The sequence below is a fragment of the Pigmentiphaga sp. NML080357 genome (assembly GCF_002188465.1).
In the GTDB taxonomy this organism is placed as follows: Bacteria; Pseudomonadota; Gammaproteobacteria; order Burkholderiales; family Burkholderiaceae_B; genus Pigmentiphaga.
On sequence record NZ_NINW01000036.1, the window covers coordinates 40210 to 64509 of the forward strand.

24 protein-coding genes and 1 pseudogene are annotated in these 24300 nt (G+C 65.1%); 18 read left to right on the forward strand and 7 right to left on the reverse strand.

The genetic code is table 11. The annotated features are described in order from the left end of the window. Window positions 1–90: 90 nt before the first annotated feature. A pseudogene (locus CDO44_RS15070) lies at window positions 91–770 on the reverse strand (hydrolase). A 143-nt stretch (window positions 771–913) separates the two neighbouring features. Further along, window positions 914–1615, reverse strand: coding sequence for a pirin family protein (locus CDO44_RS15075; protein WP_087781030.1), 702 nt, complete (start codon window positions 1613–1615; stop codon window positions 914–916). 106 nt (window positions 1616–1721) lie between these two features. Between CDO44_RS15075 and CDO44_RS15080 the strand changes: the two genes are divergently transcribed. Both CDO44_RS15080 and CDO44_RS27640 read left to right on the forward strand, forming a co-directional pair. Then, a complete protein-coding gene (locus CDO44_RS15080) occupies window positions 1722–2645 on the forward strand; it encodes a LysR family transcriptional regulator (RefSeq protein WP_087781031.1) in 924 nt (307 codons plus the stop codon). A gap of 60 nt (window positions 2646–2705) precedes the next feature. Then, window positions 2706–2858, forward strand: a complete 153-nt coding sequence (locus tag CDO44_RS27640; RefSeq protein ID WP_158213298.1) for a hypothetical protein — start codon at window positions 2706–2708, stop codon at window positions 2856–2858. Window positions 2859–2873: 15 nt separating this feature from the next. On the opposite strand, the gene CDO44_RS15085 is transcribed toward CDO44_RS27640, so the two are convergent. Further along, window positions 2874–3329: a thioesterase family protein gene (locus CDO44_RS15085; protein ID WP_087781032.1), complete on the reverse strand. Its 456-nt coding sequence runs from the start codon at window positions 3327–3329 to the stop codon at window positions 2874–2876. A 362-nt stretch (window positions 3330–3691) separates the two neighbouring features. On the opposite strand from CDO44_RS15085, the gene CDO44_RS15090 reads away from it, so the two are divergent. After that, window positions 3692–3997, forward strand: a complete 306-nt coding sequence (locus tag CDO44_RS15090) for a hypothetical protein (protein WP_087781033.1) — start codon at window positions 3692–3694, stop codon at window positions 3995–3997. Between the two features lie 34 nt (window positions 3998–4031). Here CDO44_RS15090 and CDO44_RS15095 read toward each other — a convergent pair whose 3' ends face one another. Together CDO44_RS15095 and CDO44_RS15100 are read right to left on the reverse strand one after the other, a co-directional pair. Beyond that, entirely contained in the window at window positions 4032–4715 is a 684-nt protein-coding gene (locus tag CDO44_RS15095; RefSeq protein ID WP_087781034.1) for a cohesin domain-containing protein, read from the reverse strand. After that, on the reverse strand, window positions 4716–7028 hold the full coding sequence (locus tag CDO44_RS15100; RefSeq protein WP_087781035.1) for a PKD domain-containing protein: 2313 nt from the start codon (window positions 7026–7028) through the stop codon (window positions 4716–4718). Window positions 7029–7805: 777 nt separating this feature from the next. Between CDO44_RS15100 and CDO44_RS15105 the strand changes: the two genes are divergently transcribed. The 5 genes from CDO44_RS15105 to CDO44_RS15125 all read left to right on the forward strand — a co-directional run bounded on the left by CDO44_RS15105 (window position 7806) and on the right by CDO44_RS15125 (window position 15270). Further along, entirely contained in the window at window positions 7806–8417 is a 612-nt protein-coding gene (locus CDO44_RS15105; RefSeq protein WP_048939786.1) for a type IV toxin-antitoxin system AbiEi family antitoxin domain-containing protein, read from the forward strand. 95 nt (window positions 8418–8512) lie between these two features. Then, window positions 8513–9988 carry a DUF3375 domain-containing protein gene (locus CDO44_RS15110; protein WP_198951371.1) on the forward strand — a complete coding sequence of 492 codons (1476 nt, stop codon included), beginning with the start codon at window positions 8513–8515 and terminating at the stop codon, window positions 9986–9988. Between the two features lie 31 nt (window positions 9989–10019). Continuing rightward, window positions 10020–10694 carry a DUF4194 domain-containing protein gene (locus tag CDO44_RS15115; protein WP_040436294.1) on the forward strand — a complete coding sequence of 225 codons (675 nt, stop codon included), beginning with the start codon at window positions 10020–10022 and terminating at the stop codon, window positions 10692–10694. Continuing rightward, entirely contained in the window at window positions 10691–14068 is a 3378-nt protein-coding gene (locus CDO44_RS15120; RefSeq protein ID WP_087781036.1) for an ATP-binding protein, read from the forward strand. Before CDO44_RS15115 ends, CDO44_RS15120 begins: the two co-directional genes overlap by 4 nt. Then, window positions 14065–15270 carry a DUF3322 domain-containing protein gene (locus CDO44_RS15125; RefSeq protein WP_048939784.1) on the forward strand — a complete coding sequence of 402 codons (1206 nt, stop codon included), beginning with the start codon at window positions 14065–14067 and terminating at the stop codon, window positions 15268–15270. The genes CDO44_RS15120 and CDO44_RS15125 overlap by 4 nt, the downstream gene beginning before the upstream one ends. Window positions 15271–15291: 21 nt before the next feature. Here the strand turns inward: CDO44_RS15125 and CDO44_RS15130 are convergent, their stop codons facing one another. Together CDO44_RS15130 and CDO44_RS15135 are read right to left on the reverse strand one after the other, a co-directional pair. Continuing rightward, the gene (locus CDO44_RS15130; RefSeq protein WP_087781037.1) at window positions 15292–16536 is read right to left on the reverse strand and encodes a type II toxin-antitoxin system HipA family toxin; all 1245 of its coding nucleotides are present in this window, start codon (window positions 16534–16536) and stop codon (window positions 15292–15294) included. Continuing rightward, window positions 16536–16943, reverse strand: coding sequence for a helix-turn-helix domain-containing protein (locus CDO44_RS15135; RefSeq protein WP_048939782.1), 408 nt, complete (start codon window positions 16941–16943; stop codon window positions 16536–16538). Before CDO44_RS15135 ends, CDO44_RS15130 begins: the two co-directional genes overlap by 1 nt. A 705-nt stretch (window positions 16944–17648) precedes the next feature. Here CDO44_RS15135 and CDO44_RS15140 point away from each other — a divergent pair. The 10 genes from CDO44_RS15140 (at window position 17649) to CDO44_RS15185 (ending at window position 24230) form a co-directional block, all read left to right on the forward strand. After that, window positions 17649–18410, forward strand: a complete 762-nt coding sequence (locus CDO44_RS15140) for a hypothetical protein (protein ID WP_087781038.1) — start codon at window positions 17649–17651, stop codon at window positions 18408–18410. A gap of 110 nt (window positions 18411–18520) precedes the next feature. Beyond that, complete coding sequence (locus tag CDO44_RS15145; protein WP_009461157.1) at window positions 18521–18739, forward strand: AlpA family transcriptional regulator; 219 nt, start codon at window positions 18521–18523, stop codon at window positions 18737–18739. Window positions 18740–18780: 41 nt separating this feature from the next. Continuing rightward, complete coding sequence (locus tag CDO44_RS15150) at window positions 18781–19647, forward strand: ParA family protein (RefSeq protein ID WP_087781039.1); 867 nt, start codon at window positions 18781–18783, stop codon at window positions 19645–19647. Then, a complete protein-coding gene (locus CDO44_RS15155; protein WP_087781040.1) occupies window positions 19631–19879 on the forward strand; it encodes a hypothetical protein in 249 nt (82 codons plus the stop codon). The genes CDO44_RS15150 and CDO44_RS15155 overlap by 17 nt, the downstream gene beginning before the upstream one ends. Continuing rightward, window positions 19872–21530, forward strand: a complete 1659-nt coding sequence (locus CDO44_RS15160) for a ParB family protein (protein WP_087781041.1) — start codon at window positions 19872–19874, stop codon at window positions 21528–21530. Before CDO44_RS15155 ends, CDO44_RS15160 begins: the two co-directional genes overlap by 8 nt. A gap of 17 nt (window positions 21531–21547) precedes the next feature. Continuing rightward, window positions 21548–22108 carry a DUF2857 domain-containing protein gene (locus tag CDO44_RS15165; protein WP_087781042.1) on the forward strand — a complete coding sequence of 187 codons (561 nt, stop codon included), beginning with the start codon at window positions 21548–21550 and terminating at the stop codon, window positions 22106–22108. Window positions 22109–22111: 3 nt separating this feature from the next. Next, window positions 22112–23308, forward strand: coding sequence for an STY4528 family pathogenicity island replication protein (locus CDO44_RS15170; RefSeq protein ID WP_087781043.1), 1197 nt, complete (start codon window positions 22112–22114; stop codon window positions 23306–23308). Window positions 23309–23435: 127 nt separating this feature from the next. Then, window positions 23436–23735 carry a type II toxin-antitoxin system RelB/DinJ family antitoxin gene (locus tag CDO44_RS15175; RefSeq protein WP_087781044.1) on the forward strand — a complete coding sequence of 100 codons (300 nt, stop codon included), beginning with the start codon at window positions 23436–23438 and terminating at the stop codon, window positions 23733–23735. Beyond that, entirely contained in the window at window positions 23722–24009 is a 288-nt protein-coding gene (locus CDO44_RS15180) for a type II toxin-antitoxin system RelE/ParE family toxin (RefSeq protein ID WP_087781045.1), read from the forward strand. The genes CDO44_RS15175 and CDO44_RS15180 overlap by 14 nt, the downstream gene beginning before the upstream one ends. Window positions 24010–24038: 29 nt before the next feature. Next, the gene (locus tag CDO44_RS15185; RefSeq protein ID WP_027350501.1) at window positions 24039–24230 is read left to right on the forward strand and encodes a hypothetical protein; all 192 of its coding nucleotides are present in this window, start codon (window positions 24039–24041) and stop codon (window positions 24228–24230) included. The last annotated feature ends 70 nt before the right edge of the window (window positions 24231–24300 follow it).

A 24300-nucleotide genomic window follows, 5' to 3' on the forward strand; every position in this document is an offset into this window, starting at 1 on the left:
GCTGCCCGCGGCCGGCCATCCAAGCATAGCGGAGCGGGACATGGGCGGCGAGCGGCGGCACCGGACCTGCGCCGCCCGCTCGCCAGATGCTTAGTTGGCCGGGTTGGGCCCGATGCGCTCGCCGTGCTGGACGCGCTCGGCGCCCTTGTGCACGTGGGTGATGGCGTAGTCGATCCCCATGCCATAGGCGCCGGAGTGCTCCTTGACGATGCCGGTCACCGCGTCATAGGTTTCCTTGCGGGCCCAGTCGCGCTGCCACTCCAGCATCACCTGCTGCCAGGTCACAGGTACGGCTCCCGCCTGCACCATGCGGTCCATGGCGTATTTATGGGCATCGAGCGAAGTGCCGCCGGAAGCATCGGCCACCATGTAGATCTCATAGTCGCCCTCTTTCATCGCGCACAGCGCGAAGGTGGTGTTGCAGACCTCGGTCCACAGGCCGGACACGATGATCTTCTTGCGGCCGTTGGCGGCCAGCGCATCGCGCACGTTCTGGTCGTCCCAGGAGTTCATCGAGGTACGTTCGAGTATCTTGTTCTGCGGGAACACCGCCAGAAGTTCCGGATAGGTGTTGCCGGAGAAGCCGTCCGTCTCGAGGTGGTGATCGTGGTCGGCACGTTGAACGCCTTGGCGGCCTTGGCCAGCCCCACGACATTGTTCTTGAGCATCTGCCGGTCCATCGACTGCACGCCGAAAGCCATCTGCGGCTGCTGGTCGATGAAAATGAGCTGGCTGTTCTGCGGGGTGAGGACTTCGAGATAGCGGGACATGGTGACGCTCTCCTTGGTGGGCAAACGGTTTCTTGGGGGGGCGGCGACGTGCATTGCTGCCGGGACAGCAGGCGTTCCGCCGGTCAGGCGGCCGGACCGGCGCGGGGGCCGCCGCATGCTCCCCGCGCCATTTACGGGAACGATCAGGCGGCTACGTCCACCAGGACGAGCTCGGCCTCTTCGCTGGCCGTAATGCGGATGACCTCCTCGTCGCGGATTGCCGCGCCGTCCCGCGCCTGCAGCGCGACGCCATTGACGTCGATCCGTCCCGTGGCGGGTACCAGATAGCCGTATCGTCCCGGACCGAACCGGTACTCCACCGACTCGCCGGCCTTGAGCGTCGCGCCGGAGACGCGTGCATCCGCGCGGATGGGCAGCGCATCCTCGTCGCCGTCCATGCCACTGGCCAGGGCCACGAACTGCGCCGACCGGTCACCCTTGGGGAAGGGCTTGGCGCCCCACGACGGCTGCCCGCCGCGCTGGTCAGGAACGATCCAGATCTGAAAGATGCGCGTGACGCCAGGCTCCAGGTTGTACTCGGAATGCCGGATTCCCGACCCCGCGCTCATGACCTGGACGTCGCCGGCTTCGGTGCGGCCCCGGCTGCCCAGGCTGTCCTGGTGCGTAATGGCGCCTTCCCGGACGTAGGTGATGATCTCCATGTCGGCGTGCGGGTGCGGAGGAAAGCCGGTTCCCGCGGCAATGGTGTCGTCGTTCCAGACCCGCAGCGCCCCCCAGTGCATACGCTCGGGATCGTGGTATCCGGCGAACGAGAAGTGATGCTTGGCATCGAGCCAGCCATGATTGGCTCCACCCAGGCTTTCGAAAGGACGACGTTCGATCATGGTGTTTCTCCGCGTGTTTGTGCATCGATGGAGACACTATAAGAACTGGTCGGAACTATTAAAATAGAATTAATCGAAAACCATACTTTCCATTTTTTGCATAATCATGAATAGACTGCCGGACCTGGAAGCCTGGGCGATCTTCGCCAAGGTAGCGGAAACAGGCTCCTTCGCCCGGGCCGCCGCGGAGCTCTCGCTGTCCCAGGCCACGGTTTCCAAGGCGGTCTCGCGCCTGGAGGCGCGCATGAAGACCGTCCTGTTCCATCGCACCTCGCGCCGCCTGTCGCTGACCGAAAGCGGCCTGGCGGCGCTGGAACGCGCTTCCCGGATCCTGGAGGAAGGCGAAGCGGTGGAAGCCGAGGTAGCCGAGCAATCGAACAGCCTGCGCGGGCCGATACGGATGACGGCGCCCATGTCCTTCGGGCTCTCGCATGTGGCGCCGGTGCTTCCGCCCTTCATGGCGCGCTATCCCGAGGTCACGCTCGATGTGCACTTCAGCGACGAGCAAGTCGACCTGATCGAGAAGCGGTTCGACTTCGCATTGCGCATATCGAGCCTGGCCGATTCCAGCCTGCTGGTGCGGCGCCTTTGCACCGTCCGCATCCTGCTGGTGGGCTCTCCGACCTACTTCGAACAGCACGGCCGCCCGCGGCATCCGCGCGAACTGGCCGCCCATCGCGCGCTGCAATACGCCTATGCGCGCACCGGCTCGAGCTGGCGCTTCCGCCACGCACGCCACGGCGAGTTCACGCAGGCCATGGTCACGCCGCTGCGGGTGAACAACGCCGAAGCGCTGGCGCCCGCCTTGCGCGCGGGCCTGGGTCTGGCGCTGCAACCCGAATTCCTGGCCTGGCAGGACCTGCAATCAGGCGCGCTGGAAACGGCCATGGATGATTGGCAAGTGGATGCCATCGCGCTGCACATCGTGTCTCCGCCCGGCCGCGGCAGGCCGGCCCGCGTACAGGCGTTGATGGATTACTTCGCGCAACACTTCGCCAGCGAGCCGTGGGCGCGGCCGGTGGGCGAGTAGGGTCCTATCATCGACCACAGCAAGGGCGTTGCCTATAACTATCCCGATTGGATTCAGCTGATGTTCGGCGAGACGCGGGTCTTCGACCGCACCAACAACCAGAATGGCAAGCCCACGCAAAGCTTGGCTGCGATCGAAAAGGCCAAGAATGAGGCCGCGTCGGCTGAGGTCGCGCAGAACGACACGTCTCCCGCGTCGCCCGCAAATCAATAAGCGCAATACCGCGCGCTATAGCCCTTGTCTTTTCAGAGCCGGCTCAGTTCGCCGGCCGCTACCGTCCAGGGCATTGCGCATCAGTTCCGGGATGTCGATCGCGCGATGCGTTTCCAGCGACGTCGTTACTACGACCTGGTTCGCGCTCATGCGCAATTGGCCACCGTCTCCTGTACACGCGAGCGCGAGGGTAAGCGACTTGTTTCCCACCCGCTTGACTTCGAGACTCAGCGTCACGTCGTCGCCCATCCGGCTGATGGCGCGAAAGTCGGCTTCAAGATGGATGGTAGGCAACCCGTACCGCAGCTTGCCGACATAGCCGGCGAACCCGAGCTCCGGAAGCAGGGCGTCGATCCATTCCTCCAGCAGATTGTTGAACATCACGAAGTACTGCGGGTAGAAAACAATCCCTGCTGGATCGCACTCGGCAAAGCGGATCCGGTGCTTCCGGGTGAATGTGCGGGGGCTCATGCGAAATGTCCTTCCTCAGCCATCGTGCTCCTCTTCCGCGATGGATCCCTGCAGAACCGCTTGTTAACCGTGCTTTCCTGCGGGAATCGGGGCCTGTCTCCAACACATGATTATTCATTTATTTAAACTTAAAGCAAGTGTTGGATAACCGACGGACGTGACGGAATTACATTCAGCGCTTTCAGCCAATCACGAAGCAACGGATGCTGTTTCCGCCATCCGATCCCTGCTCGGGTTGGTCATGAAGACACTTGGCGATGGACCCTACCCGAATTGCATGGAACTACCGGGGCTTCCAGAAGCAATAGCCCCGGCGGACTGGTAGACTTCCGAGGTCTCTCGGCAATCCCCAGGAACGCTCCATGCGCCATGTCTTTTTCGCCGGCGTGCTCGTTGCCATCATCCTCGCCGCCTGGGCGCGGCAGGAAGGCTGGATCGCAATGCCCGACATCGCCATGCAGGTGCTGTTGCTATGCCTGCCGGTGGCATTCATTCCGCTCTATCTGCAAGGGTTGCGCGAAGGGGAGCTCGTCATTCCGCCCAGGACCATCCGGCGCCGGGAAACGCCGCGTCTCTTCTGGTTCGTGGCCGTCTTCCAGGCTGTCATGGCGCTGGCGCTGCTGGTGTATCTGGGCGGCGAACTGCTGCGCAGCCTGACGGCAGGGTGAGCCGGCGGGACGCCGGCTCGAGCCCGATTGCCGTTTACTCGCGCCGCGCTGCCGCGGGCGGTATCTGCACTTGCACCGGCTGCGCCTGGCCGGCGCCATCGACGACCTGCAAGGTTACCGTCCCGCCCGCTGGACGCATTCCCAGAGCTCGCTTCACCAAGCTAGGCTCGGTGGACGGCATCGAGCGAGCCGCAATGCGGGCAGTCGTCGTGGTCGACGCTGCGACAGTTACGTCGCCCTTGAGCGCCTCCAACCCCGGCGGGATGGCCTCTGCATTCGGCTTCAGTATCTCGATGGCCTTGGCCCACAGTTCGGTCGTTTCACCTACGGCGCCGAGCGCCTTGAAACGTATCTTGCCCAGGGGCACCGTGCCGATCGGTTGGGAGAGCGACGCGCCGTTGACCATCACGATGTGCAGGACGTTGCCTTCCTTGCGCCATTGCATGGCCGTCGTGATCCGGCCGGCCTCGACGGGATCGACACCCAGGACCTCCAACGCTTTCGGGTCGTAGGTAACCGTGACCTGGGCCGCCCCCACAGCCTGCGTGCCGGCGAACACTGCTACCTGTACGGCGCCTTCGCCTCCTGGCGCCGCCGTCACCGACGGCTCTACAAAAAAGGCATCGCCGACGAACTGAGCATGCGCGGCGCCGCTCATGGCCGCTGCCAGCGGCAGGCCGGCCAGCAGGGGCTGGAGAATGAACGAACGGATACGCATTTATTGCACCTCGATGATGAATCGCTTGGTCACGCCCGGCGTCAGGTCGCTGCCCGTCTGTGCATCGCCGGCCACGACCTTCGCATTGCTGCTGAAAGTGATGAAGTAAGTCCCGACCTGGTCGGGTGCGGCCAAGCCGCGCATCAATACCTCGGCACGGCCCGCCGGCACCGGTACCTCTGCGGAAACACGGCGGACCGGCGCACTGCTGGTCAGTACGGTCTGGCCGCCGATGATGACCTCGAAAATATCGTCCAGGAGGTTTCCGTTATCTCCCATGGTGATCGTGACGTCCGACGTACTGCACCCGACGATCTCGGTCGCCTTGCCCAGCCCGTCGCACATCGGCCACGAGGCTTCCAGCGTCGCGGTGCTGATCGCCGTCGGCGACGCGCTCGGGCAACTGTAGTTGGCGGTCCCGTCGGAATTGAAACTGTAGCTGCCTTTGTCGGCGCTCAGCGGCATCATGACGCGATTCGCCGGCATCGGCGCCCGGCCCGCCGGGACGACTGCGCAACGCTTGGTCACGAAGCTCTCGATCGCGCCCATCACGCCCGCCGCATCCAGCGCATTGCCGGCTGCATCCGCCAGGCCGTCCAACAGCTTGACGTAGAGATCCTCCGCATATTTCGCGAAGAAATCCGCCAGCGTGCGGGCTGCCGTGTTGCTGCGCAGGATGCCCGCCACCACACGCTTGCCGATGATCTGCTTGACGAGATAACCGGCGCCCTGGCTGGCGCCCATGCCGCACAGGTGCTGCAGGCCGATGAAGGCCACTTCCGGCTTGACCAGCGCGGTCTGGCCCGGCTTGAGGCTCAGCGGGCTGACCGTCAGGTACAGCTTGGGATCGATGGGCTTGACGATCTCGCCCAGCGTAGAGGCTACCGACAGCGTCGCGCTGATCGGCACGCAGAACTTGACGAACGCGGCCACGGCGCCGATCTCGATCGCGGGACCGTCGGCCGGAATGACCGCGCCGGCCACGAAGATGGTGGCGGTGACCGCGCTGCATGCCGCGCTGGCGATCGTGGAAGCCTGGCCGAGCATGTCGGCGGTCTTCTTCAACCGGCAAAGCTCGGGCAGGACGAAGTCGCAGATCTGGTCGGGCGATATCGCCGCGGCCGCCATGGGACCCGCGGCGCTGTTCGCGGCCGCCTTGCCCAGCACCTCCTGGCTGGCCGACTGGAACTCCCTCATGCCATTGGCCAGCAGCGCCTTCTGGAACACCCGGGCCAGCGTGTCGCCATTGGGTCCGGCCAGCACGCGCTCGAGTTCCAGCCGGGCGTTGCCGAAGGCGCCGCGGCCGGCGGTCGCGACGCTGCGCAACTGCTCGGCGTCCTGGGCGCTCAGGCCGTCCGGGTTCGCCGTAATGGCGTCGTGCTGCGCCTGCATCAGGCGGTCGATCTGATCGAAGAAGGCCCGGACATCCTGGGCCGGTGGCACCGTGGGCTGGAGCGACGCCAACAAGTCCAGCGCCAGCGTATCGCTGGCCACGCCGTTGACCGACACCACGACCTGCGCCTGCGCATTGCGCGGCAGGCCCGCCGGCACCAGGAACGAGGCATAGCCCGGCAGCATGCGGAACACCTGGGGCGACGCGACGCCGTCCACGGTAATGGCGACCTCGGACTCCGGGTTCAGCAGCGCCGGCGACACCATCGCCACCACCGCGCCGGGATAGGCTTGCGCCTTCAGGAGCGCCGACGGCAGCTCCTGGCCGGCGGCCGCGGCCTGCATGGCCAGCGCAACGTCGGCTTCGTCGACGGTGCTGTCCAGGTTGATGTCGGCCCGCGCAACCTGCAGTTCATCCAGGGTGTTCAAGCCACCGACGTACTGCGCCAGGCGCATGGCGTCGACCAGTCCGGGCTTGGCATTGCCGGCGATGTTGCCGATGTTGGAGGGGATGCCGAACTCCGCGAAGGGCGAGCTGCCCGCATCCATCACCACCACGGCGGCGCTGGCCTCGGCAACGGTCTCGCCGCCCGAGATCGCCTGGACGGTCGCCGTCACCGGGCCGGCGGTGCCGAAGGACGCGGACACTCGCTGGCCGGTGGCCTTCTGGCCGTCGCTGAAGGTCCAACGGTACTGGTCGATCTTGGAGCCGTCCGTCACCGCGGAGACGCTGAAGTCGACGGACTTGCCCACGGAGGCCGAGCTGCGCGCCGCCTGGACTTCGATGACGGCTTTCGTGCTTGCCGCCGGCGGCTCCTGCGGCTTGGCGCCGTCACCGCCGCATGCCGCCAGCGTCAGGACAAGCGCCCCCGTCAGCGCAGCCAGCAGATGGCGTGCGCGCCTGCGTGTTGAACCCTGCATCGGAATACCCCCATAGGTAATGCGTTTTTTTGCGGCGAAGTTTGGCAACACCGAAGGGGAATCGCAACGAAATGCGTTGGGTTATTGGAAACAGGATTGATTCAACAGCCACAAAAAGTAACGTGCGCTCACATTCAAGCCGCCGCTTGTTCCCTTGGCGACGCTACGACGCCCAATCGTCCGACTGACGATGTCGGGCAAGTATTCGGAATAGTCGATTCACCGGAATGGCGGGGACTGGGACGGAGCGCTCAGGTAAGGTGGCGTCTCGCTCGGCCGACTTCGCAGTGGATGAGGAACAAGCCGAGACATCGTGGCTGAAGTCTCTGCTGCTGTAATGAGCTGGCGAAAGGTCGCCCTTGGCACCGAGGTTGGGCTGCGCGCATACGAACCGGGACGACTTTGCCGCGGCTTTCGAGCATGGACAGATAGACGCAACTGCTGCGTTGCTCGAGGAGTAAAAGGCTTGTCTTCTTGTCCACGGATTCCGGTCCTGCATCTCGAGGCGCGGAATCTCCATGCACAGGCAATCAGGCTGGAGCGGGTGAAGGGAACATCACGCCGCACTCAAATCGTTGATTGATAACGGGTTTATTCCGTTGGCGCTACGGAATCAGGCCAGATTATGTACCGGGCGTACCGCGTCGGCAACCAGATCCTGTCCGCATTTGTTTGCTGACATTCACGGTCCGTCATCAACACGCGCTCCAGGCAGACGTGTTTCATTCTATCGTTTGATGTATAAGATCAACGAAATCAAGGAACATCTTTGGAGCGATGGAAAGATCCTCACATGCCCATCGCGCTCTTGCCCTGCTCCACGAGCAGGGCTTCCTGCGCACCAGCGACTTGGACACCATCGGCGCGCCGCGGGTGGTGCTGACACGTCTGTCCACATCCGGGCAATTGGAGCGTGTCGGGCGCGGCCTCTACCGTTTGCCGGGCAACCCCATGTCCGCGCACGAGGACCTCGCCACGATTGCAGTCAAGGTTCCCAAGGCCGTGTTCTGCTTGCTGACGGCACTCCAGTTCCACGAACTGACCACGCAACGGCCTCGCCAGGTCTGGATTGCCATGCCTCGTGGCAGCCACACCCCGCGTATCGAGCACCCGCTGATCAAGATGGTGCAGATGGCGGGTGATGCCTATGCCTCGGGCATCGATGAGCACGAACGCGATGGCGCCAGACTGCGGGTCTACAGTGCCGCAAAAACCGTGGCGGACTGCTTCAAGCACCGCAACCGGATCGGCCTGGACGTGGCCATCGAGGCGCTGAAGGCTGCCTGGAAGACACGCAAGGCTTCAGCCGATGACCTATGGCGCCATGCCAAGGTCTGTCGGGTCGCAAATGTCATGCGCCCTTACCTGGAGGCGGTTTCGCATGAGTGACCACGCCGCCTTGATTCGCGCTTTCTGGGCGAGCCGATCCGTACATTTGGATCGAGACGTCGTTGTCAGCGAACGGCTCGAATAGGCAGCCCATCATGGCACTGGACCACCTCACACTCACGACATACCGCGATCGGCATCCTGCATGGCGATTGCTGGCCTCGCCACATGCGCCATTGGTGGCAAGCTTCCTGTACCGGGTGTTCGTCGCGCCGAACGTGCGGGTGACGAGCGAAGCGGATCTGGCCGAGATGCTGGAAGACGAGTTGTTTGCCCTGCGCGAAGCCCTCGGCGCCGAGGTGTATCCGAAAGCCGCAACCGAATACCTGAATGACTGGTGCGCGCCAGACAAGGGCTGGCTGCGCAAGTTCTACAAGCCCGGCACCGACGAGGCCCAGTTCGACCTTACCCCTGCCACGGAAAAGGCCATCGCCTGGCTGGTGTCGCTGACTGAGCGGCCTTTCGTCGGTACCGAATCGCGCCTGCTGACCTTGTTCGCGCTGCTGGAGCAGATCAGCACCGGAAGCCAGGCTGATCCAGCCAGGCGCCTGGAGGAACTTCGTCGCAAGCGCGACGAGATCGATGCCGAGATCGGACGCGTCCTGTCCGGCGATGTGCCGCTCATGGATGACACGGCCATCAAGGATCGCTTCCTGCAATTTCAGCAACTGGCGCGCGAACTGCTGAGCGACTTCCGTCAGGTGGAGCACAATTTCCGCCAGCTCGACCGCAGCGTCCGCGAGAAAATCGCGTTGTGGGACGGCAGCAAGGGGGCTTTGCTCGACGAAGTCATGGGCGAGCGCGATGCCATCGGAGATTCCGACCAGGGGCGCAGCTTCCGTGCGTTCTGGGATTTCCTGATGTCCAGCCGTCGCCAGGAAGAACTGTCCGCACGGCTCGACCAAGTCCTCGGCCTGCCTGCCGTGGCCGCGCTCAAGCCGGAGCCGCGCACCCGCCGGGTTCACCACGATTGGCTGGAAGCGGGCGAACATACCCAACGCACGGTGGCGCAGTTGTCGCAGCAACTGCGCCGCTTCCTGGATGACCGGGCCTTCCAGGAAAACCGTCGCATCCTCGAACTGTTGCGCAGCATCGAGATCAAGGCGCTTGCATTGCGCGACACGCCACCGGCCGGCGAAGTGATGCGCCTCGACGAGATGGGCGCGGACATCGCCTTGCCGCAGGAACGCCCCCTGTTTGCGCTCCATGCCAAGCCACGCCTGGCGGAACTGATACTTGAATCCGGCGAGGACGACGACATCGACACCGCACGCCTGTTCGACCAGCACGTCGTGGACAAGGCCCGCTTGCGTGAGGCCCTGCGGCAGGCATTGCGGCAACAGTCGCAGATCAGCTTGCGCGCGTTGCTGGAGACTCAGCCGCTGCAACAGGGATTGGCCGAACTGGTCACCTGGCTGGAACTGGCCCACGCGGGAAACCGCGGGCTGGATGGCCTCAGGGCCACGGTGGATGACGATGCGCAGGAGATCGTCGAATGGGCCATGCAGGACAGCGATGGCTCGACGGTACGACGGCGGGCGCGAATGCCGCGCGTGATCTTTACGCGCTGAATGCAAGCTGCGACGGACAGAGCAAAGACCCATGAACGATATGCATCAGGATGATCCAGAAGGCAGTGCCGAATCGCGCCCGCCCGTGGTAGCGGAACTCTCGCAACTGATGGTGCATTTGCTCAAAGGCGTGTTGTACCGCCAGGACGACGAGCGCCTATGGGCCAGTCTGCTGAACCTGCAGGCGCGTGTACGGGAGCAGGCGGCGGTGTTGTTGCTGGATCTGGTGCTGGACGAAGCCGAGGGCTACGCCTTCCTCAAAAGCCAGCCGGAGCCGGAGCATGCGGACGCCACACCTCGCCTGCCACGCCTGATCGCACGACGGCCGCTGTCCTATCCGGTCAGCCTGATGCTGGCCTTGCTGCGCAAGCGCCTGGCCGAATCCGACGCCGGCGGCGGCGATACCCGGCTGGTGCTGTCGCGCGAGGAGATCGCCGAACTGATGCGCGTGTTCCTGCCGGACGGCACCAACGAGGCGCGCCTCATCGACCAGGTCGATTCGACCATCACCAAGGTGGTGGAACTGGGCTATCTGCGCAAGCTCAAGCCCGCTGCCGGTGCAAGTCAGCAGGCACCCCGCTACGAGGTGCGGCGCATCCTCAAGGCGTTCGTCGATGCGCAGTGGCTGGCCGACTTCGATGCGCGCCTGGAGGGTTATCGCACCGCGTTGTCAGGTGGCGATCGCGACAAGGAAGCCGGCCGATGAACGATTTTTCGCCACAGCAGCTCGATTTCGTGGCCGACGACAGCCGCGTCGGCTTTCGCCTGCAGCGGCTGGAAGTCCTGAACTGGGGCACATTCGACCGGCGCGTCTGGCGCTATGAACTCGATGGGCGCAACGGCCTGCTCACTGGCGACATCGGTTCGGGCAAATCCACCCTGGTCGATGCCGTCACCACGCTGCTGGTGCCAGCGCACCGCATCGCCTACAACAAGGCCGCGGGCGCCGAAACGCGTGAGCGATCATTGCGATCCTACGTGCTGGGCCACTACAAGAGCGAACGCAACGAAGCCACCGGCAGCGCTCGCCCGGTGGCGCTGCGCGACACCACCAGCTACAGCGTGATCCTGGGTGTCTTCCGCAACGAAGGCTACGGCCAGGCGGTCACGTTGGCGCAAGTCTTCTGGTTTCGCGAACCGCAGGGCCAGCCCGCGCGCTTGTTCGTGACTGTAGAGCGGGAACTGTCCATCACCGAGCACTTTTCCGGATTCGGCAGCGACATCAACGGCCTGCGCAAGAAGTTGCGCGCGATGGGCTGCGAACTGAACGACAGCTTCCCGCCCTACGGCGCCTGGTTCCGCCGCCGCTTCGGCATCGAGCACGAGCAGGCGCTGGAACTGTTCCATCAGACGGTTTCCATGAAATCGGTTGGCAACCTGACCGACTTCGTGCGCAGCCACATGCTCGAACCGTTCGACGTGGGCAGCCGAGTCGAGGCACTGCTCGGCCATTTCGATGACCTCGATCGCGCCCACCAGTCGGTACTCAAGGCCAAGCGCCAGATCGAGCTGTTGACGCCGCTGGTGGAGGATGGCCGTCGCCACGGGCAGATAGCTGCCGAGATCCAGGCGCTGCGCGAAGGACGCGATGCACTGCGCCCATACTTCGCCGGCTTGAAGGCAGCATTGCTGGAGAGGCGCCTGGAATTGTTGACTCAGGATGCGATGCGCTGGGATGCCCGCATCAAGCAACTGGGAGAGCAACGAGACAACGCCCGAATCGAGCAGGGGAAGCTCGAAGGCGCACTGCGCGAGAACGGCGGCGACCGACTGCAACAACTCGCTGCCGCCATTCAGCAGCAGGAGGCAGAGAAACAGCAACGGCAGGAGAAAGCGGACGCCTACACCACGCTATTGACGCGCATTGGAGAAGCAGCGCCGGGAGACGAAGCTGCTTTCATGACACAAAGATCCACCATCGGAGAACACGCCGAAGCGCTGCGCACAAGCATTGCGGACCACGATACGCAGATCAATGAAGACGGATATGCGCTGCGACGGGGTCAGGAAGAACACAAAGCGCTCAGCGACGAGATCGACAGCCTTGCGCGTCGCAAAAGCAATATCGATGCGGCGCAGGTGCGCATCCGCGAAGCCCTGTGCGCCGCTTTGTCCATCGCCGAGGAAGACCTGCCCTTTGCCGGTGAACTGATCCAGGTGCGCGAGGACGAGCGCGACTGGGAGGGCGCGGCCGAACGCCTGCTGCATGGCTTCGGCCTGTCCATGCTGGTGCCGGATGCGCACTACAAGGACGTGGCCGATTGGGTGGAGCGCCAGCACCTTGGCACGCGACTGGTGTACTTCCACGTGCGTGCACGCAAGTCCACGCAGGCCGTCAGCCTGCACCCCCAGTCGCTGGTGCGCAAGCTGCTCATCAAGCCCGACACGCCGCACTACGACTGGCTGGAACGCGAACTGCACCATCGCTTCGACCTGGCCTGCTGCGACAGCACCGAGCAGTTTCGCCGCGAGACCCGCGCCATCACCCGCGCCGGACAGATCAAGGACCCGAGCGGGCGCCACGAAAAGGACGACCGCCGCCGCATCGACGATCGCAGCCGCTACGTGCTGGGCTGGAGCAACGCCGACAAGTTGCGCACCTTGCGTGACGAACGCGAGGGCCTGGAACAGCGAATGGGCGATATCGGTCTGCGCATTGCCGACGCGCAGCGATTGCGCAGGCAATGCCAGGCGCAACTGGAAGCCTTGGCCAAGCTCGAAGTCTTCACCCGCTACAGCGAGATCGACTGGCAGGCGCCGGCGCGCGAGATGGCCCGTCTGACCGAGGAACGCGACCGCCTCAAGGCGGCCTCCGATACCCTGCGGGAACTGGAAAGCCAACTGGCGCAGGTCGTCGAACGCCTGAAGGAGATCGAAGGCGATCTTGGCGAGGCCCAAGGCAAGCGCGGAGAAATCCGCAGCAAGCACGAAACTGCCTTGGCACAGCACGCACAGGCTCTCGAAATCCAGGCGCAAGCCGCACTTGACGACAAGTTGCTGCAAACCCTTGAGGGCTGGCGCGCCGAAGTCCTGGGCGACCACCAGCTCACGGTGGAATCCTGCGACAACCGCGAACAGGACGTGCGCAACGGCTTGCAGGCGCGCATCGATGCCGAAGACAAGCGTCTGACACGCCTGACCGAACGCATCATCAACGCCATGCGCGGTTTCAAGGAGACCTTCAAGGCAGAGACCGCCGAGATCGACATCAGCCTGGCCGCGCTGCCCGAGTTCGAGCGCCTGATGAACGAGTTGCAGCGCGACGACCTGCCGCGCTTCGAGGCGCGTTTCAAGGAGCTGCTCAACGTCAATACCATCAACGAGATCGCCAACTTCAACGCCCAGCTCGCGCGCGAGCGGGAAACGATCAAGGAGCGGGTCGATGCCATCAACCAATCCTTGCAGGTGATCGACTACAACCCCGGACGCTACATCCGGTTGCTGGCGCAACCCAGCCCCGATGCGGAGATCCGCGACTTCCTGCAGGATCTGCGTGCCTGCACAGAAGGCGCGCTGAGCGGCTCGGAAGACGAGCAGTATTCCGAGGCCAAGTTCCTGCAGGTCAAGGCCATCATCGACCGCTTCCGCGGCCGCGAGGGGCTGGCCGAGGTCGACCGGCGCTGGATGCAGAAGGTGACCGACGTGCGCAACGGCTTCCTGTTTTCCGCCAGCGAGCGCTGGCGCGAGGACGATGCCGAACACGAACACTATTCCGACTCCGGCGGCAAATCCGGCGGGCAGAAGGAGAAGCTGGCCTATACCGTGCTGGCCGCCAGCCTGGCCTACCAGTTCGGCCTGGAATGGGGGGCGGTGCGCTCGCGCTCGTTCCGTTTCGTCGTGATCGACGAAGCCTTCGGGCGCGGCTCGGATGAGTCGGCCCAGTATGGGCTGGAACTGTTCCGCCAGCTCAACCTGCAACTGCTGATCATCACGCCACTGCAGAAGATCCACATCATCGAGCCCTACGTGTCCAGCGTCGGCTTCGTGCACAACGAAAGCGGCCGCGAGTCGCGGCTGCGCAGCCTGAGCATCGAGGAATACCGGGCACAGAAGGCTGCCGCCACGGGAGGCGCTGCATGACATGGAGCCGGCCCGCCGACCTTCGCGCGCAAATCGAACGGCTGTGGCAGCGCGGCGAGTTGCTGCGTGCCGTGGTCGGTGACGGCGCGCTGGGCTGGCCGTTGCGGCTGTCGCTCAAGTCGCCTTCCGCTGCCGATCTCAGCAACCGTTTCGATGCCGTGCGCGGCTGGGTGCGCGATATCAGCGCCATGCCACGCGTGCGCATCGAGTGGCGCGAGTGGACGCACCGGGTACAGGGCCGGCAACGCCTGCCGGACACACTCTGGATCGATACGCTGGAAGACGCTCTGGCGATGATCGGCAAGACCGGAGATGGCCGCCGGTTCCAGGCACTCTGGCAGCAAACTGCCGAAGCGCAACCCGCACTGCTGCCATGGCTGCACAGATCACCGTTGCAGACCCTGGCACTGGCCGAACACTGGCCGCGCCTGCTGGCCGTGGTAGCCTGGGTGCAGGCCCATCCGCGCCCAGGCGTCTATCTTCGGCAGGTCGACGCGCCGGGCGTGGACAGCAAGTTCATCGAAGCGCATCGCGGCATACTGGGCCAATGGCTGGACCTGGCCTTGCCGACTGAAGCCATCGAGCCTGCTGCAACCGGGATGGCCGGGTTTGCCCGTCGCTACGGCTTTCTGGAGAAGCCCGTTCGCATCCGCCTGCGCTTGCTCGATCCGCAGCTGCTCCAGCTTCCCGGCTGCACGGGACTGACCGACATCACCCTGGATGAGGACAGCTTCGCCACGCTCGCCCTGCCTGCGCAGCGTGTTTTCATCACCGAAAACGAGGTGAACTTCCTGGCGTTCCCACCGGTCTCCGGTGCCATCGTCGTGTTCGGTGCCGGCTATGGCTGGGGAGCGCTTGCCCGAGCCAACTGGCTGCATCGCGCCTCTCTGCACTATTGGGGAGACATCGATACCCATGGCTTTGCCATTCTGGACAGCCTGCGCAAGTATTTCCCGCTAGCCGCTTCGTTCCTCATGGACCGCTCTACCCTGATGGCCCACGCACTCCAATGGGGTGAGGAGCCCCTCGACAAACGCCATATGTTGCCCTTGCCCCGACTGGTCGATGAGGAGGCAGCTCTCTACGACGACTTGCGTAATGACCGAATCCGGCCACAGCTGCGGCTGGAACAGGAACGCATCGGCTATCGCTGGCTATGCGCGGCGTTGGCGACAACAGCCCAGGACGATTCTCGGCCGTAGCGGTATGTCCTGCCGATGTCGTCAGGGCGTGGTCGATTCGACGAACGCCGGCTCGAAATCCAGCAGGTCGGTACCGCGCATGCCCAATCCCCGGGCCACTGCGCGCCAGCCCGCCACGGCCTGGGCCACTTCACTCCAGATCGCCTGCGCTTGCACAGCATCCAGCCTGAAATACGACGCGGCGGCCATCAGCATGTCACGGCTGTCGATGACGCCTGTGTCCTCGGTCAGCCAGGTCTTGCTCTCTCGACGGTCGCCCGGCATCGGGTTCAGATCGAAGGCCGGCGACAGGCGCCAGCCGCGCTGGCGCGCGTCGTACAGGAAGCCGGTGTTGCGCAGGTGATCGTCGGTGTTGCAGATCAGGAAGTTGAAGACCAGCCGGCGCCACAACTCATGGATGTCAGCGATCGGATCGGCGCCCGACTGAAGCAGCACATCCACCAGTTCGGTGTAGGCATGCGTCGCATCGCGGCCATCGGACTGGAGCATCGTCGCGGCCGACACGTAGGGGATGCGAGCGCCGTCGTCGGTGCGGTCGAAACGCCGGATGACGGCGACCGCCGTGCCGCCGATCACTTCCACGCGCGCCGGCGCCACCCGGATGCCGGCCTTGGCCGCCAGTTGCATGGCCAACACTTCGCCCCGGATCACGTCGCGCCGATCCGCCTGGCTGGGAAACTTGCCGACCGCCAGGCGTCCATCGATGTCCCGCACCGTGGACTTCGGCCTGGCACCACCCAGCGACGTGCCTTGCCCCAGCAGGTAGCGCAGATCCTGCGCGCTTTCCGTTCCGTCCTCCAGGGCGCGGGCCGCGTGCAGCACCTTGTCCAGTTCCACCAGTGGCGGTACGTGCCGGTTCGCTCCGCCGGCGCGCAGGTAGGCGCGAGATTGCGGATCGAACAGGCGCAGCGCGCCGACGCGCGCCTCGTCGTCCACCCACATCACGAAGTCCACCGGGTCCAGTGCAGGCGTGTCGCGGTCTTCCTGCCGCAGCTTCGCATGGGCGCGCCGGATCACACGCTCGCCCCAGGCGTCGGGCGCGGTGTCCTCCAGCGCGAGGAAGAACACCTGACGGGGATGCTGCACGCCGGCCACCGGCTGGAGATCGGGCGACAGCGTGAAGAACCGGACATCCTGCAGCCAGCCTTCGTCGTAGCTGAACGCGCTGCGCCGGCCGCTGCCCAAGTGCAGGCGCCCCACGACCAAGCCACTTGCCCCCAAGTGGACTTCGAGGTCCGGACGTCGCGCAGGCCGATGCGTTGCCATCAGAAGCCCTCCAGGTCATCGGCAGGCGCGGGCGCATCGCCTTTGTCAACGGGTGCTGCCTGCCGCTTCCTGCCGGCAGAGGTGCGTACCCGCTGCGGCAACTGCTCCCGCACCAGTTCCATGCCGAGCGCATCGTTCTCCAGGGTCATCGCCTGGGCCAGGTCATCGAGCCGGCCCAGCACGTGCAGCGCGCGCAGGAAGGTGTGCAGCGCGGTGCCGGGATAACCATCCTCCATGCGCCTGACGGTGCTCAGGGACGTGCCGATGCGCTGCGCCAGGTCTTCCTGGCTCAGGCGGCGCATGCGCCGCGCCGCCGAGATGTCCTGCCCCAGGCGGCGCAGCGCACGCGCGACGGGCTGCGGCATCGCCACCTGCGCACCAGAGCGCTTTTGCTCGGAAGAAGACATCTTTTAGAACCTCAAATATGAGCTTATTTTTCAAATAAGCGTTCATATTTGAACGCAAAAATGGGGGTCGGTCAACCCAGTCCATGCCTGCCCTTGCAGTTCTGGTAACCGCGCTACTCCATTGCGAGCGGCCCTGTTCGCAGGAGGTATCGCCGGGCTACCAGGACCGGATGAAATCCGACAGGTGATCTCACCTCGTCACCGCTCGATTGTTCGCAGGAGCCACCAAACGGTTCCTACGCACGAGTGGGAGAAACGGGGCGTCATGCTTTGTCGATCTGGGGGCAGACCTCCCGCGTCTTGCCCAAAACCTCGCCGCACTCCGTCGAGGCGGCATCGCCACACCTGTTTCCGCCCGCACTGCGTCTGCTGATAGACCGTCGCTGTCTTGCACGCCGGTAACGCCCAGACTCGAACGCAAGAAGACCGAATCCGTCTTTCGCCGCGATGGCGTCTGTAGCAAAACCTCGTTATCGAGCCATCCCGCCATGGGCAGTCAACCCATTGAAGCATACCGCCACGCAGAGGCTCGGTGCTGGTGGACAAGCGCCATATCGACAGGCGGCTGCTCTGGTGAACATCCGTCATTCCGGCCTTTCTCACAAGCCAAGCCGCTACCGTCTCGCGCCGTGAAGGCGCGTCCCGGCAGCGATTCCAATCAACGAGGGAAGCAGATGTCCTGAATCCGGTTACCAGGGAGCAGTCATGCGAAAGTCATTTTCTTCCGGCGCCCACGCCAAGGTCTTCTACCGCCCAATCGAGGCGGCCATCCAGTGGGCGGGGCTGTCGCGTTTCGAGCGCCGCATCCTCGATGCCGCCAAGGGGATGAACCGCTTGCCTGAGCACCCCGAACTGGCACGCTGGCCACAGCTTCGCCTGAACGCGGAACGGATCTACGACGCACTGGTGCACCTCGACCTTCCCTACGGCAAGGACGGCATCACGAGCAACGACCCCGCCTTGCTCGATGACCCCGGCCTCACAATTCGCCACGTCGATCTGAAGGCCTGGATGATCCGCTTCTATCCCGACCAGCGACCGGCCTTCCTGTTCGATGCCTTCGAGCGTCACCTGCATCCGGCCGTCAGTGTCGACGCCGTGCAGGCGCTGGTCATGGATCGCGAGGCGTTGAAGTTCCAGCTTGCCGACAGGGTGCAAGCCTGGGATTCGCTCTATGCCCAGTTCCAGACGCTCAGCCAGGAGCACCAGGCGCGCACGGAGCGCGAGAAGCGCTCTGGGATGCCGGGCGCCCGCAGTGAGTCCACCTACCTGAACATCGTTGGCGGTCTTCTGACCCTGCTGCTGGGCAAGTCGCCCAATGGCGTTCCCTATTCGTCCTTCGAGACGCTGGAATCGGTCATCAGTGCGCTGGTTGCCCATTACGGCGACAAATCCGGGATCAGCGAGCGAACGCTGTGGGCGAAGTTTTCGGCAGCCAGGCGTCATCTCGCCACCCAGGACCGCTGACTGCAAGTGCAGACGCCGAGCCTGCGCTTGCGGTGACTGCGCGGGAACCGCGCTATTGAATACGGGGCACGTCCATCACCGCCGCTACACAGCGCCAAGGAGTGTCCCTCGTGACTGCCCAGACCATCGCCACCGCGACGCCGAACGAACACCGCATCCTGCGCCGCGCGGAAGTCGAGGCCAAGACCGGCTTCAAGCGCGCCCACATCTACAACCTGATCAAGGAGGGCAAGTTTCCCAAGCCCCTGCGCCTCGGGGTACGCGCCATCGGCTGGGATTCGGTGGAGATCGATCAGTGGATCACCGATCGACTCAGGGAACGGGCGTGAGCCCGTGCTGCGCCGGAATTCCTTCCACGAGGAGTCGCTCTATGCAGGTGGTATCCATCATTTCGACCAAGGGTGGCGTCGGCAAGACGACCACCGCAGCGAACTTGGGCGGCTTCATCGCCGATGCGGGACTGCGCGTGCTGCTGCTGGATCTGGACGTACAGCCCACTTTGTCGAGCTACTTCACGCTCGGCACGCGTGCGCCTGCCGGCATCTACGAGATGCTGGCCTTCAACGAGCAGCGTATCGAGCAATTGGCTTCGCAGACCGCTGTGGCGGGTCTCGACCTGGTGGTGTCGAACGACCATCGCGGCGAACTGAACACACTGCTGCTGCACGCGCCCGACGGCCGGCTGCGCCTGCGTCACCTGCTCCCCGCGCTGGCGTCGCACTACGACCTGCTGCTGATCGACACCCAGGGCGCGCGCAGTGTGCTGCTGGAGATGGCGGTACTGGCCTCCAGTCTGGCGCTGTCACCGGTGACGCCGGAAATCCTGGCGGCGCGTGAGCTGAGGCGCGGCACACTGCAACTGATCGAGGACATCGCTCCGTATCGGCACCTCGGCATCAAGCCGCCACAGCTGCGCTTGCTCATCAACCGTGTGCATCCGGTTTCGTCGAACGCCCGATTGATCCAGCAGGCCCTGCGACAAGTGTTCCAGGCGCACGCTGGCATACAGGTCCTGAACACCGACGTCCCGGCCATCGAAGCCTACCCACGTGCCGCAACACGGGGACTGCCAGTGCATCGCGTCGAGTACCGGCAGCCGGTGGGCCGCACTGCGCCTGCGGCGTTGGAGACGATGCGTGCGCTGGCTGGCGAGCTGTTCCCGGCATGGCGGGAACGCTTTGCGTGCGTTACCGGCAGAGGCCGCGCAGGGGGAGCCAGTCATGGCGAACACGCATGAACTGGCCCGCGGCCATGCGCGGCTGCGCGCGCTGATCGAGTTCGCGCTGGGCGAAGGCTGGCACGTGAAACGCACGCGCGGCGGGCACCTTATGTTCACCAAGCCCGGCTGCGCCGCGATCTATACCAGCTCGACTGCAAGCGATCACCGCGCTAGCCGCAACGCTCGCGCGCAGCTTCGCCGCGCTGATCGACAGGCACTGACGGCATCTCGGGAGAGCAGCGATGGCTGAGCCGACGCCGCAGGACATGGCCGCCAAGCTGCTGGCCAAGGGCTTCGAACGCAGCGGTTCTTCGGCCGCGGCCTTGACCGACCCCATTGCCGACACACCGATGGTGGTGACGCTGGACGAGCTGCGCCCCTATGAACATGACCCGCGCGTGACGCGCAACCCGGCCTACGAGGAAATCAAGGCGTCGATCCGCGAACGCGGGCTGGACGCGCCGCCGGCGATCACCCGCCGGCCGGGCGAGGCGCACTACATCATCAGGAACGGTGGCAATACGCGGCTCGCCATCCTGCGCGAACTGTGGAGCGAAACCAAGGAAGACCGCTTCTTCCGGATCGCGTGCCTGTTCCGCCCATGGCCGGCGCGCGGCGAAATCGTGGCGTTGACCGGACACCTGGCCGAGAACGAAGTGCGCGGCGGGCTGACCTTCATCGAGCGCGCCCTGGGCATCGAGAAGGCGCGCGAGTTCTACGAGCAGGAAAGCGGTCAGGCGCTGTCACAGAGCGAACTCGCGCGACGGCTGACAGCCGACGGCTATCCGGTGCCGCAGTCACACATCAGCCGCATGAACGATGCGGTGCGCTATCTGCTGCCGGCGATACCGAACCTGCTCTACGGCGGCCTGGGACGACATCAGGTGGACCGGCTCGCGGTACTGCGCAAGGCGTGCGAGCGCACCTGGGAGCGGCGTGCGCTGGGCCGCACCGTCGCCGTGGACTTTGCCACGCTGTTTCAGGATGTGCTGACGCAGTTCGACACGCAGCCGGACGACTTCTCGCCGCAGCGGGTGCAGGACGAGCTGGTCGGCCAGATGGCCGAGCTGCTGGAGACGGACTACGACACGCTGGCGCTGGAGATCGACGACAGCGAAAGCCGCCAGCGTGCGCTGACCAGCGAACCGGCGGCGCTGACGCCTCCGGCAGCGCCTGTCGTGCCTGCTGCTACTTCCGCACCGGTCTCAGCGCCTCAGCAGCCATCCGGGTCGTCCGTACCGCGCGACACCACGCCGGTCGCGCCTCCGGCGCCAGCAGCGACAGCGCCTGCATCGTCCAAAGCGCCGGAAGACCAGCGAGGACCACGCGACGAGCGCCTGCAAGCGCACATCGTGACACCGGCACCGACCACCGAGCGCCTGCAGTCCATCCAGCGGATGGTCGCCGACCAGCTTGGCGACAAGCTGCCCGACTTCGAGGCCGATGCGCTGCGTGCGATCCCCGTACAGGTCGGCGGGCTCTATCCCATCTCGGACGTCTGGTACGTCGAGCCGGGGCTGGACGCGCCGGATCGCCTGCGCGTGCACATCGCGCAGTTCGCGCGCGAAATCGGCGAGGAAGCGGCCGTCGCCGACCACATCGAGGCCAGCGTCGGCGGCATCGGCTTCGTCTGCGTGGCGCCGTCCGTGGGCCAGGCGAAGGCGTTGCCGGCGTTCGCGCGGGCGGTGCTGACCCTGCTGCATGTGCTGAGTGCGGCTCCGCCCTCCGCGAACGGATTGGACCGCGCGCGGCTGGCCGACGAGCTGGCGGCGCTGCTGCATGGCCACGGCGGCTCGGCCACACGCCTGAGCGATGCTGCGCTGGTGAAGCTGTTCCGTCTGCTGCGCCTGGCGCGCCGGCTGCTGGATCTGGAAGCCGGCGTAGCGAGCCAGGATTCCTGAGCGCAGGAGGCTCCCGCATGTCGGCACCGCACCCACTCAACCAGGCCGTGATCGCCCAGGCCCTGCATGACCTGCGCAACGGCCAGTTGCGCCGCTGCAAGGCCATAGGCTTCGGCGAGGAGGAACTGGATGCGCTGAAGCACCCCGAACTCGTGAGCATGCTGGTGAATGCCACGGTGTCGTGGTGTTCGGTGTCGGTGAACCGGGAAGTGTTGAAGCGGCTGCTGAGCCAGGTGCACGACGTGGAGCGGGAGATCGCCACGGTGGACCGCATGCTGCGCCTGGGGGCGAGCACGGAGATGGTCAGCAAGTTCTACGGCCTCACGCATCAGGAAGTGGCGCTGCGCCGCAACATCCTCGGGTTGCCCAAGCGCAAGGGCCGGCATCCGGTACTCGACGAGGCGCAGGACGTGGCCTTGTGGGAGCGCTGGAAGGCCGGCGTCGCCGAGCGCCATGTCGCCCTGACCGACGACATGGCGATGCTGGCGCTGACCATGGACCTGGCCGAGACCATGACCCTGCCCATGTCGGTGATCTGGTCGGCGATACGCAACTGGATCGACCAGGGGCTGGTGTAGGCCATGACCACGGGCGGCGCACCACGGCGCGAAGGCCCCGTTGCGCTGTCGGCGTTGTTCGACGAGGCGCTGCGGCACCTTGAGCCGAAGGAACCGGCGCAGGGCACGGCGCCGGCCGCCGACGGTTTCCTCTACAGCGGCAACCGCCATGAGAGCGTGCCGCGCCGACTGTTCCTCGACCGGCGCCTGACGCCGCTGGAGCGCAACGCCTGGCAGGTGTTTCGCCTGCAGATCAACGACGACGGCGTGACCGCCTTTCCCACCTACGACCAATTGCGCCCCTACCTGGCCTCGATGCCCTGCGCGGCGCAGGCATCGCACGAGACCGTGGCGCGCGCCCTGACGCTGCTGCGGCTGACGCGCTGGCTGAGCCTGGTGCGACGACGGCGCGACCCGAAGACCGGCCGCATCCAAGGCAACCTCTATGTGCTGCACGACGAACCGCTGTCACCCTTCGAGGCGATGCAGCTCGACCCGGACTACCTGGGTCTGGTGAGCCAGGCGCTCACGCACGCGGCGAAGGCGGTGCAGGTCGTAGGCATGAACACGCTGCGGGAGATCGCCGAAGACCCGCTGCTCAGCGGGCGCACGCTGCCGACCCGATCGCAGGTGCTGGCGCAGCGCATGGCGCGGCATGGCTGGACGACGCCAAGTTATCCACAGGAGGGTGCCGACCACGAATCCGAAGACGGCGAGGAAGCCCTTCTTCGGAATGGCGTGCGCCCGTCTTCGGAATCCGAAGCAGGGCTGGAACCCGCGCAGGACGGCCATCTTCGGATTCCGAAGGAGGACCGTACAGTACGTATGAATCGTATAAATAAAGAAGTACGTACAGTACCGCGCGCGAGGGCCTTGCAGAACCTGCGGCTACCCGAGCGCTTCCTGCGCCTGAAGGACGAGCAACAGGCCGGTGCGCTGGTGGCCCTGCAGCAAGTGGACGAAGCGCAGCGCCAGGCGGTGCTCGACGAGTGGGCGGCGCGCAGTGGCGGCAGCACGGTGCGCAATCCCGCCGGCTACCTGTTTGGCATCATCCAGAAGGCGATCCGTGGGGAGTTCAAGGCCTGGGCGGGCGACAGCGCCACGGTGCCGCCTGCTTCCCGTCCACCTGCGTCGGCACCGGCGCCATCGGCACCGCCGGTATCCCCCGAAGTGGCGCGCGCCCACTTGGCGCGGCTGCGGGCGGCCCTGCGCGACCCGTGACCGGCCGAGCTATCCCCAGGGGATAGCTGGGACAGGGAGCCTTCCGGCGGGTCGATCCGGCTGCACCCTTGCCAAGGTCTCAATTGAGATACAAAATAGGGGCTAATGCATAACAGGAGAAGCAACGATGGCCGCACAGACTTCGATGCTGCACATCCGTGTGGACGATAAGCTCAAGGCCGATGCCACCGAGAAGCTCGCCGGGGTCGGCCTCACCGTTTCGGACGCCGTGCGCATCCTGCTGACCCGTGTGGTCAAGGAAGGCGCGCTGCCGGCTGGCCTCACGGCCGACCCGGAGGCCTACGATGCCTGGTTCCGGGCGAAGGTCCAGGAGGCGCTGGCCGACACACGGCCGCCGGTGCCGCACCAGCAGGTCATGGACGAGGCGCAGGCCCTGATCGACAGGAAGCGGCGTGCGCGTACTTGAGTGGCGGGAAGCTGCCCGCGCCGACCTGCTGGCGATTGTTGACTACATCTCGGACGACAACCCCGATGCCGCGCAGCGGTTGAAGGACGACATCGAGGCCAAGGCCGCGAAGCTGCCGGAGCGCCCGAAGCTCTACCGGCCTGGCCGCGTGGCCGGCACGCGGGAGATGGTCGTGCGTGCGAACTACGTGGTGGTCTACATGGAGGACACCCGCGCGGTGTCCATCCTGCGCGTGTTGCACGCCGCGCAGCAGTGGCCGCCGGCACAGGAGTGAAGGCGGTTTTTCCTCACTGGAGATTCACCATGAATGCCAAGGAGCCTGAAGCAGCCAAACTCAAGGCGCTGCAGGAAGCAGCTTGCATGGGCTGGGCCGACATCGCCGCCGGCCGCCATGCCGATGTTGCCGACGGCCAACTCGAAGGTTTCATTGCACAGTTGGGACAGCAGGCGGCGCTTGCCGTCGCTACCCGCCGCGAGGCTATCCCCAGGGGATAGCTGGGACAGCCAGCCTTCCCGCCACCGACAAACCGGGCGCACGCCGATTGCGGTTTGTTGACTGACGGCC

Excerpts from the sequence above, each read along its gene's own strand:
- CDO44_RS15075 (WP_087781030.1), bottom strand. The coding sequence starts at position 1,615 with ATGATCGAACGTCGTCCTTTCGAAAGCCTGGGTGGAGCCAATCATGGC.
- CDO44_RS15080 (WP_087781031.1), top strand. The coding sequence starts at position 1,722 with ATGAATAGACTGCCGGACCTGGAAGCCTGGGCGATCTTCGCCAAGGTA.
- CDO44_RS27640 (WP_158213298.1), top strand. The coding sequence starts at position 2,706 with ATGTTCGGCGAGACGCGGGTCTTCGACCGCACCAACAACCAGAATGGC.
- CDO44_RS15085 (WP_087781032.1), bottom strand. The coding sequence starts at position 3,329 with ATGAGCCCCCGCACATTCACCCGGAAGCACCGGATCCGCTTTGCCGAG.
- CDO44_RS15090 (WP_087781033.1), top strand. The coding sequence starts at position 3,692 with ATGCGCCATGTCTTTTTCGCCGGCGTGCTCGTTGCCATCATCCTCGCC.
- CDO44_RS15095 (WP_087781034.1), bottom strand. The coding sequence starts at position 4,715 with ATGCGTATCCGTTCGTTCATTCTCCAGCCCCTGCTGGCCGGCCTGCCG.
- CDO44_RS15100 (WP_087781035.1), bottom strand. The coding sequence starts at position 7,028 with ATGCAGGGTTCAACACGCAGGCGCGCACGCCATCTGCTGGCTGCGCTG.
- CDO44_RS15105 (WP_048939786.1), top strand. The coding sequence starts at position 7,806 with ATGGAAAGATCCTCACATGCCCATCGCGCTCTTGCCCTGCTCCACGAG.
- CDO44_RS15110 (WP_198951371.1), top strand. The coding sequence starts at position 8,513 with ATGGCACTGGACCACCTCACACTCACGACATACCGCGATCGGCATCCT.
- CDO44_RS15115 (WP_040436294.1), top strand. The coding sequence starts at position 10,020 with ATGAACGATATGCATCAGGATGATCCAGAAGGCAGTGCCGAATCGCGC.
- CDO44_RS15120 (WP_087781036.1), top strand. The coding sequence starts at position 10,691 with ATGAACGATTTTTCGCCACAGCAGCTCGATTTCGTGGCCGACGACAGC.
- CDO44_RS15125 (WP_048939784.1), top strand. The coding sequence starts at position 14,065 with ATGACATGGAGCCGGCCCGCCGACCTTCGCGCGCAAATCGAACGGCTG.
- CDO44_RS15130 (WP_087781037.1), bottom strand. The coding sequence starts at position 16,536 with ATGGCAACGCATCGGCCTGCGCGACGTCCGGACCTCGAAGTCCACTTG.
- CDO44_RS15135 (WP_048939782.1), bottom strand. The coding sequence starts at position 16,943 with ATGTCTTCTTCCGAGCAAAAGCGCTCTGGTGCGCAGGTGGCGATGCCG.
- CDO44_RS15140 (WP_087781038.1), top strand. The coding sequence starts at position 17,649 with ATGCGAAAGTCATTTTCTTCCGGCGCCCACGCCAAGGTCTTCTACCGC.
- CDO44_RS15150 (WP_087781039.1), top strand. The coding sequence starts at position 18,781 with ATGCAGGTGGTATCCATCATTTCGACCAAGGGTGGCGTCGGCAAGACG.
- CDO44_RS15155 (WP_087781040.1), top strand. The coding sequence starts at position 19,631 with ATGGCGAACACGCATGAACTGGCCCGCGGCCATGCGCGGCTGCGCGCG.
- CDO44_RS15160 (WP_087781041.1), top strand. The coding sequence starts at position 19,872 with ATGGCTGAGCCGACGCCGCAGGACATGGCCGCCAAGCTGCTGGCCAAG.
- CDO44_RS15165 (WP_087781042.1), top strand. The coding sequence starts at position 21,548 with ATGTCGGCACCGCACCCACTCAACCAGGCCGTGATCGCCCAGGCCCTG.
- CDO44_RS15170 (WP_087781043.1), top strand. The coding sequence starts at position 22,112 with ATGACCACGGGCGGCGCACCACGGCGCGAAGGCCCCGTTGCGCTGTCG.
- CDO44_RS15175 (WP_087781044.1), top strand. The coding sequence starts at position 23,436 with ATGGCCGCACAGACTTCGATGCTGCACATCCGTGTGGACGATAAGCTC.
- CDO44_RS15185 (WP_027350501.1), top strand. The coding sequence starts at position 24,039 with ATGAATGCCAAGGAGCCTGAAGCAGCCAAACTCAAGGCGCTGCAGGAA.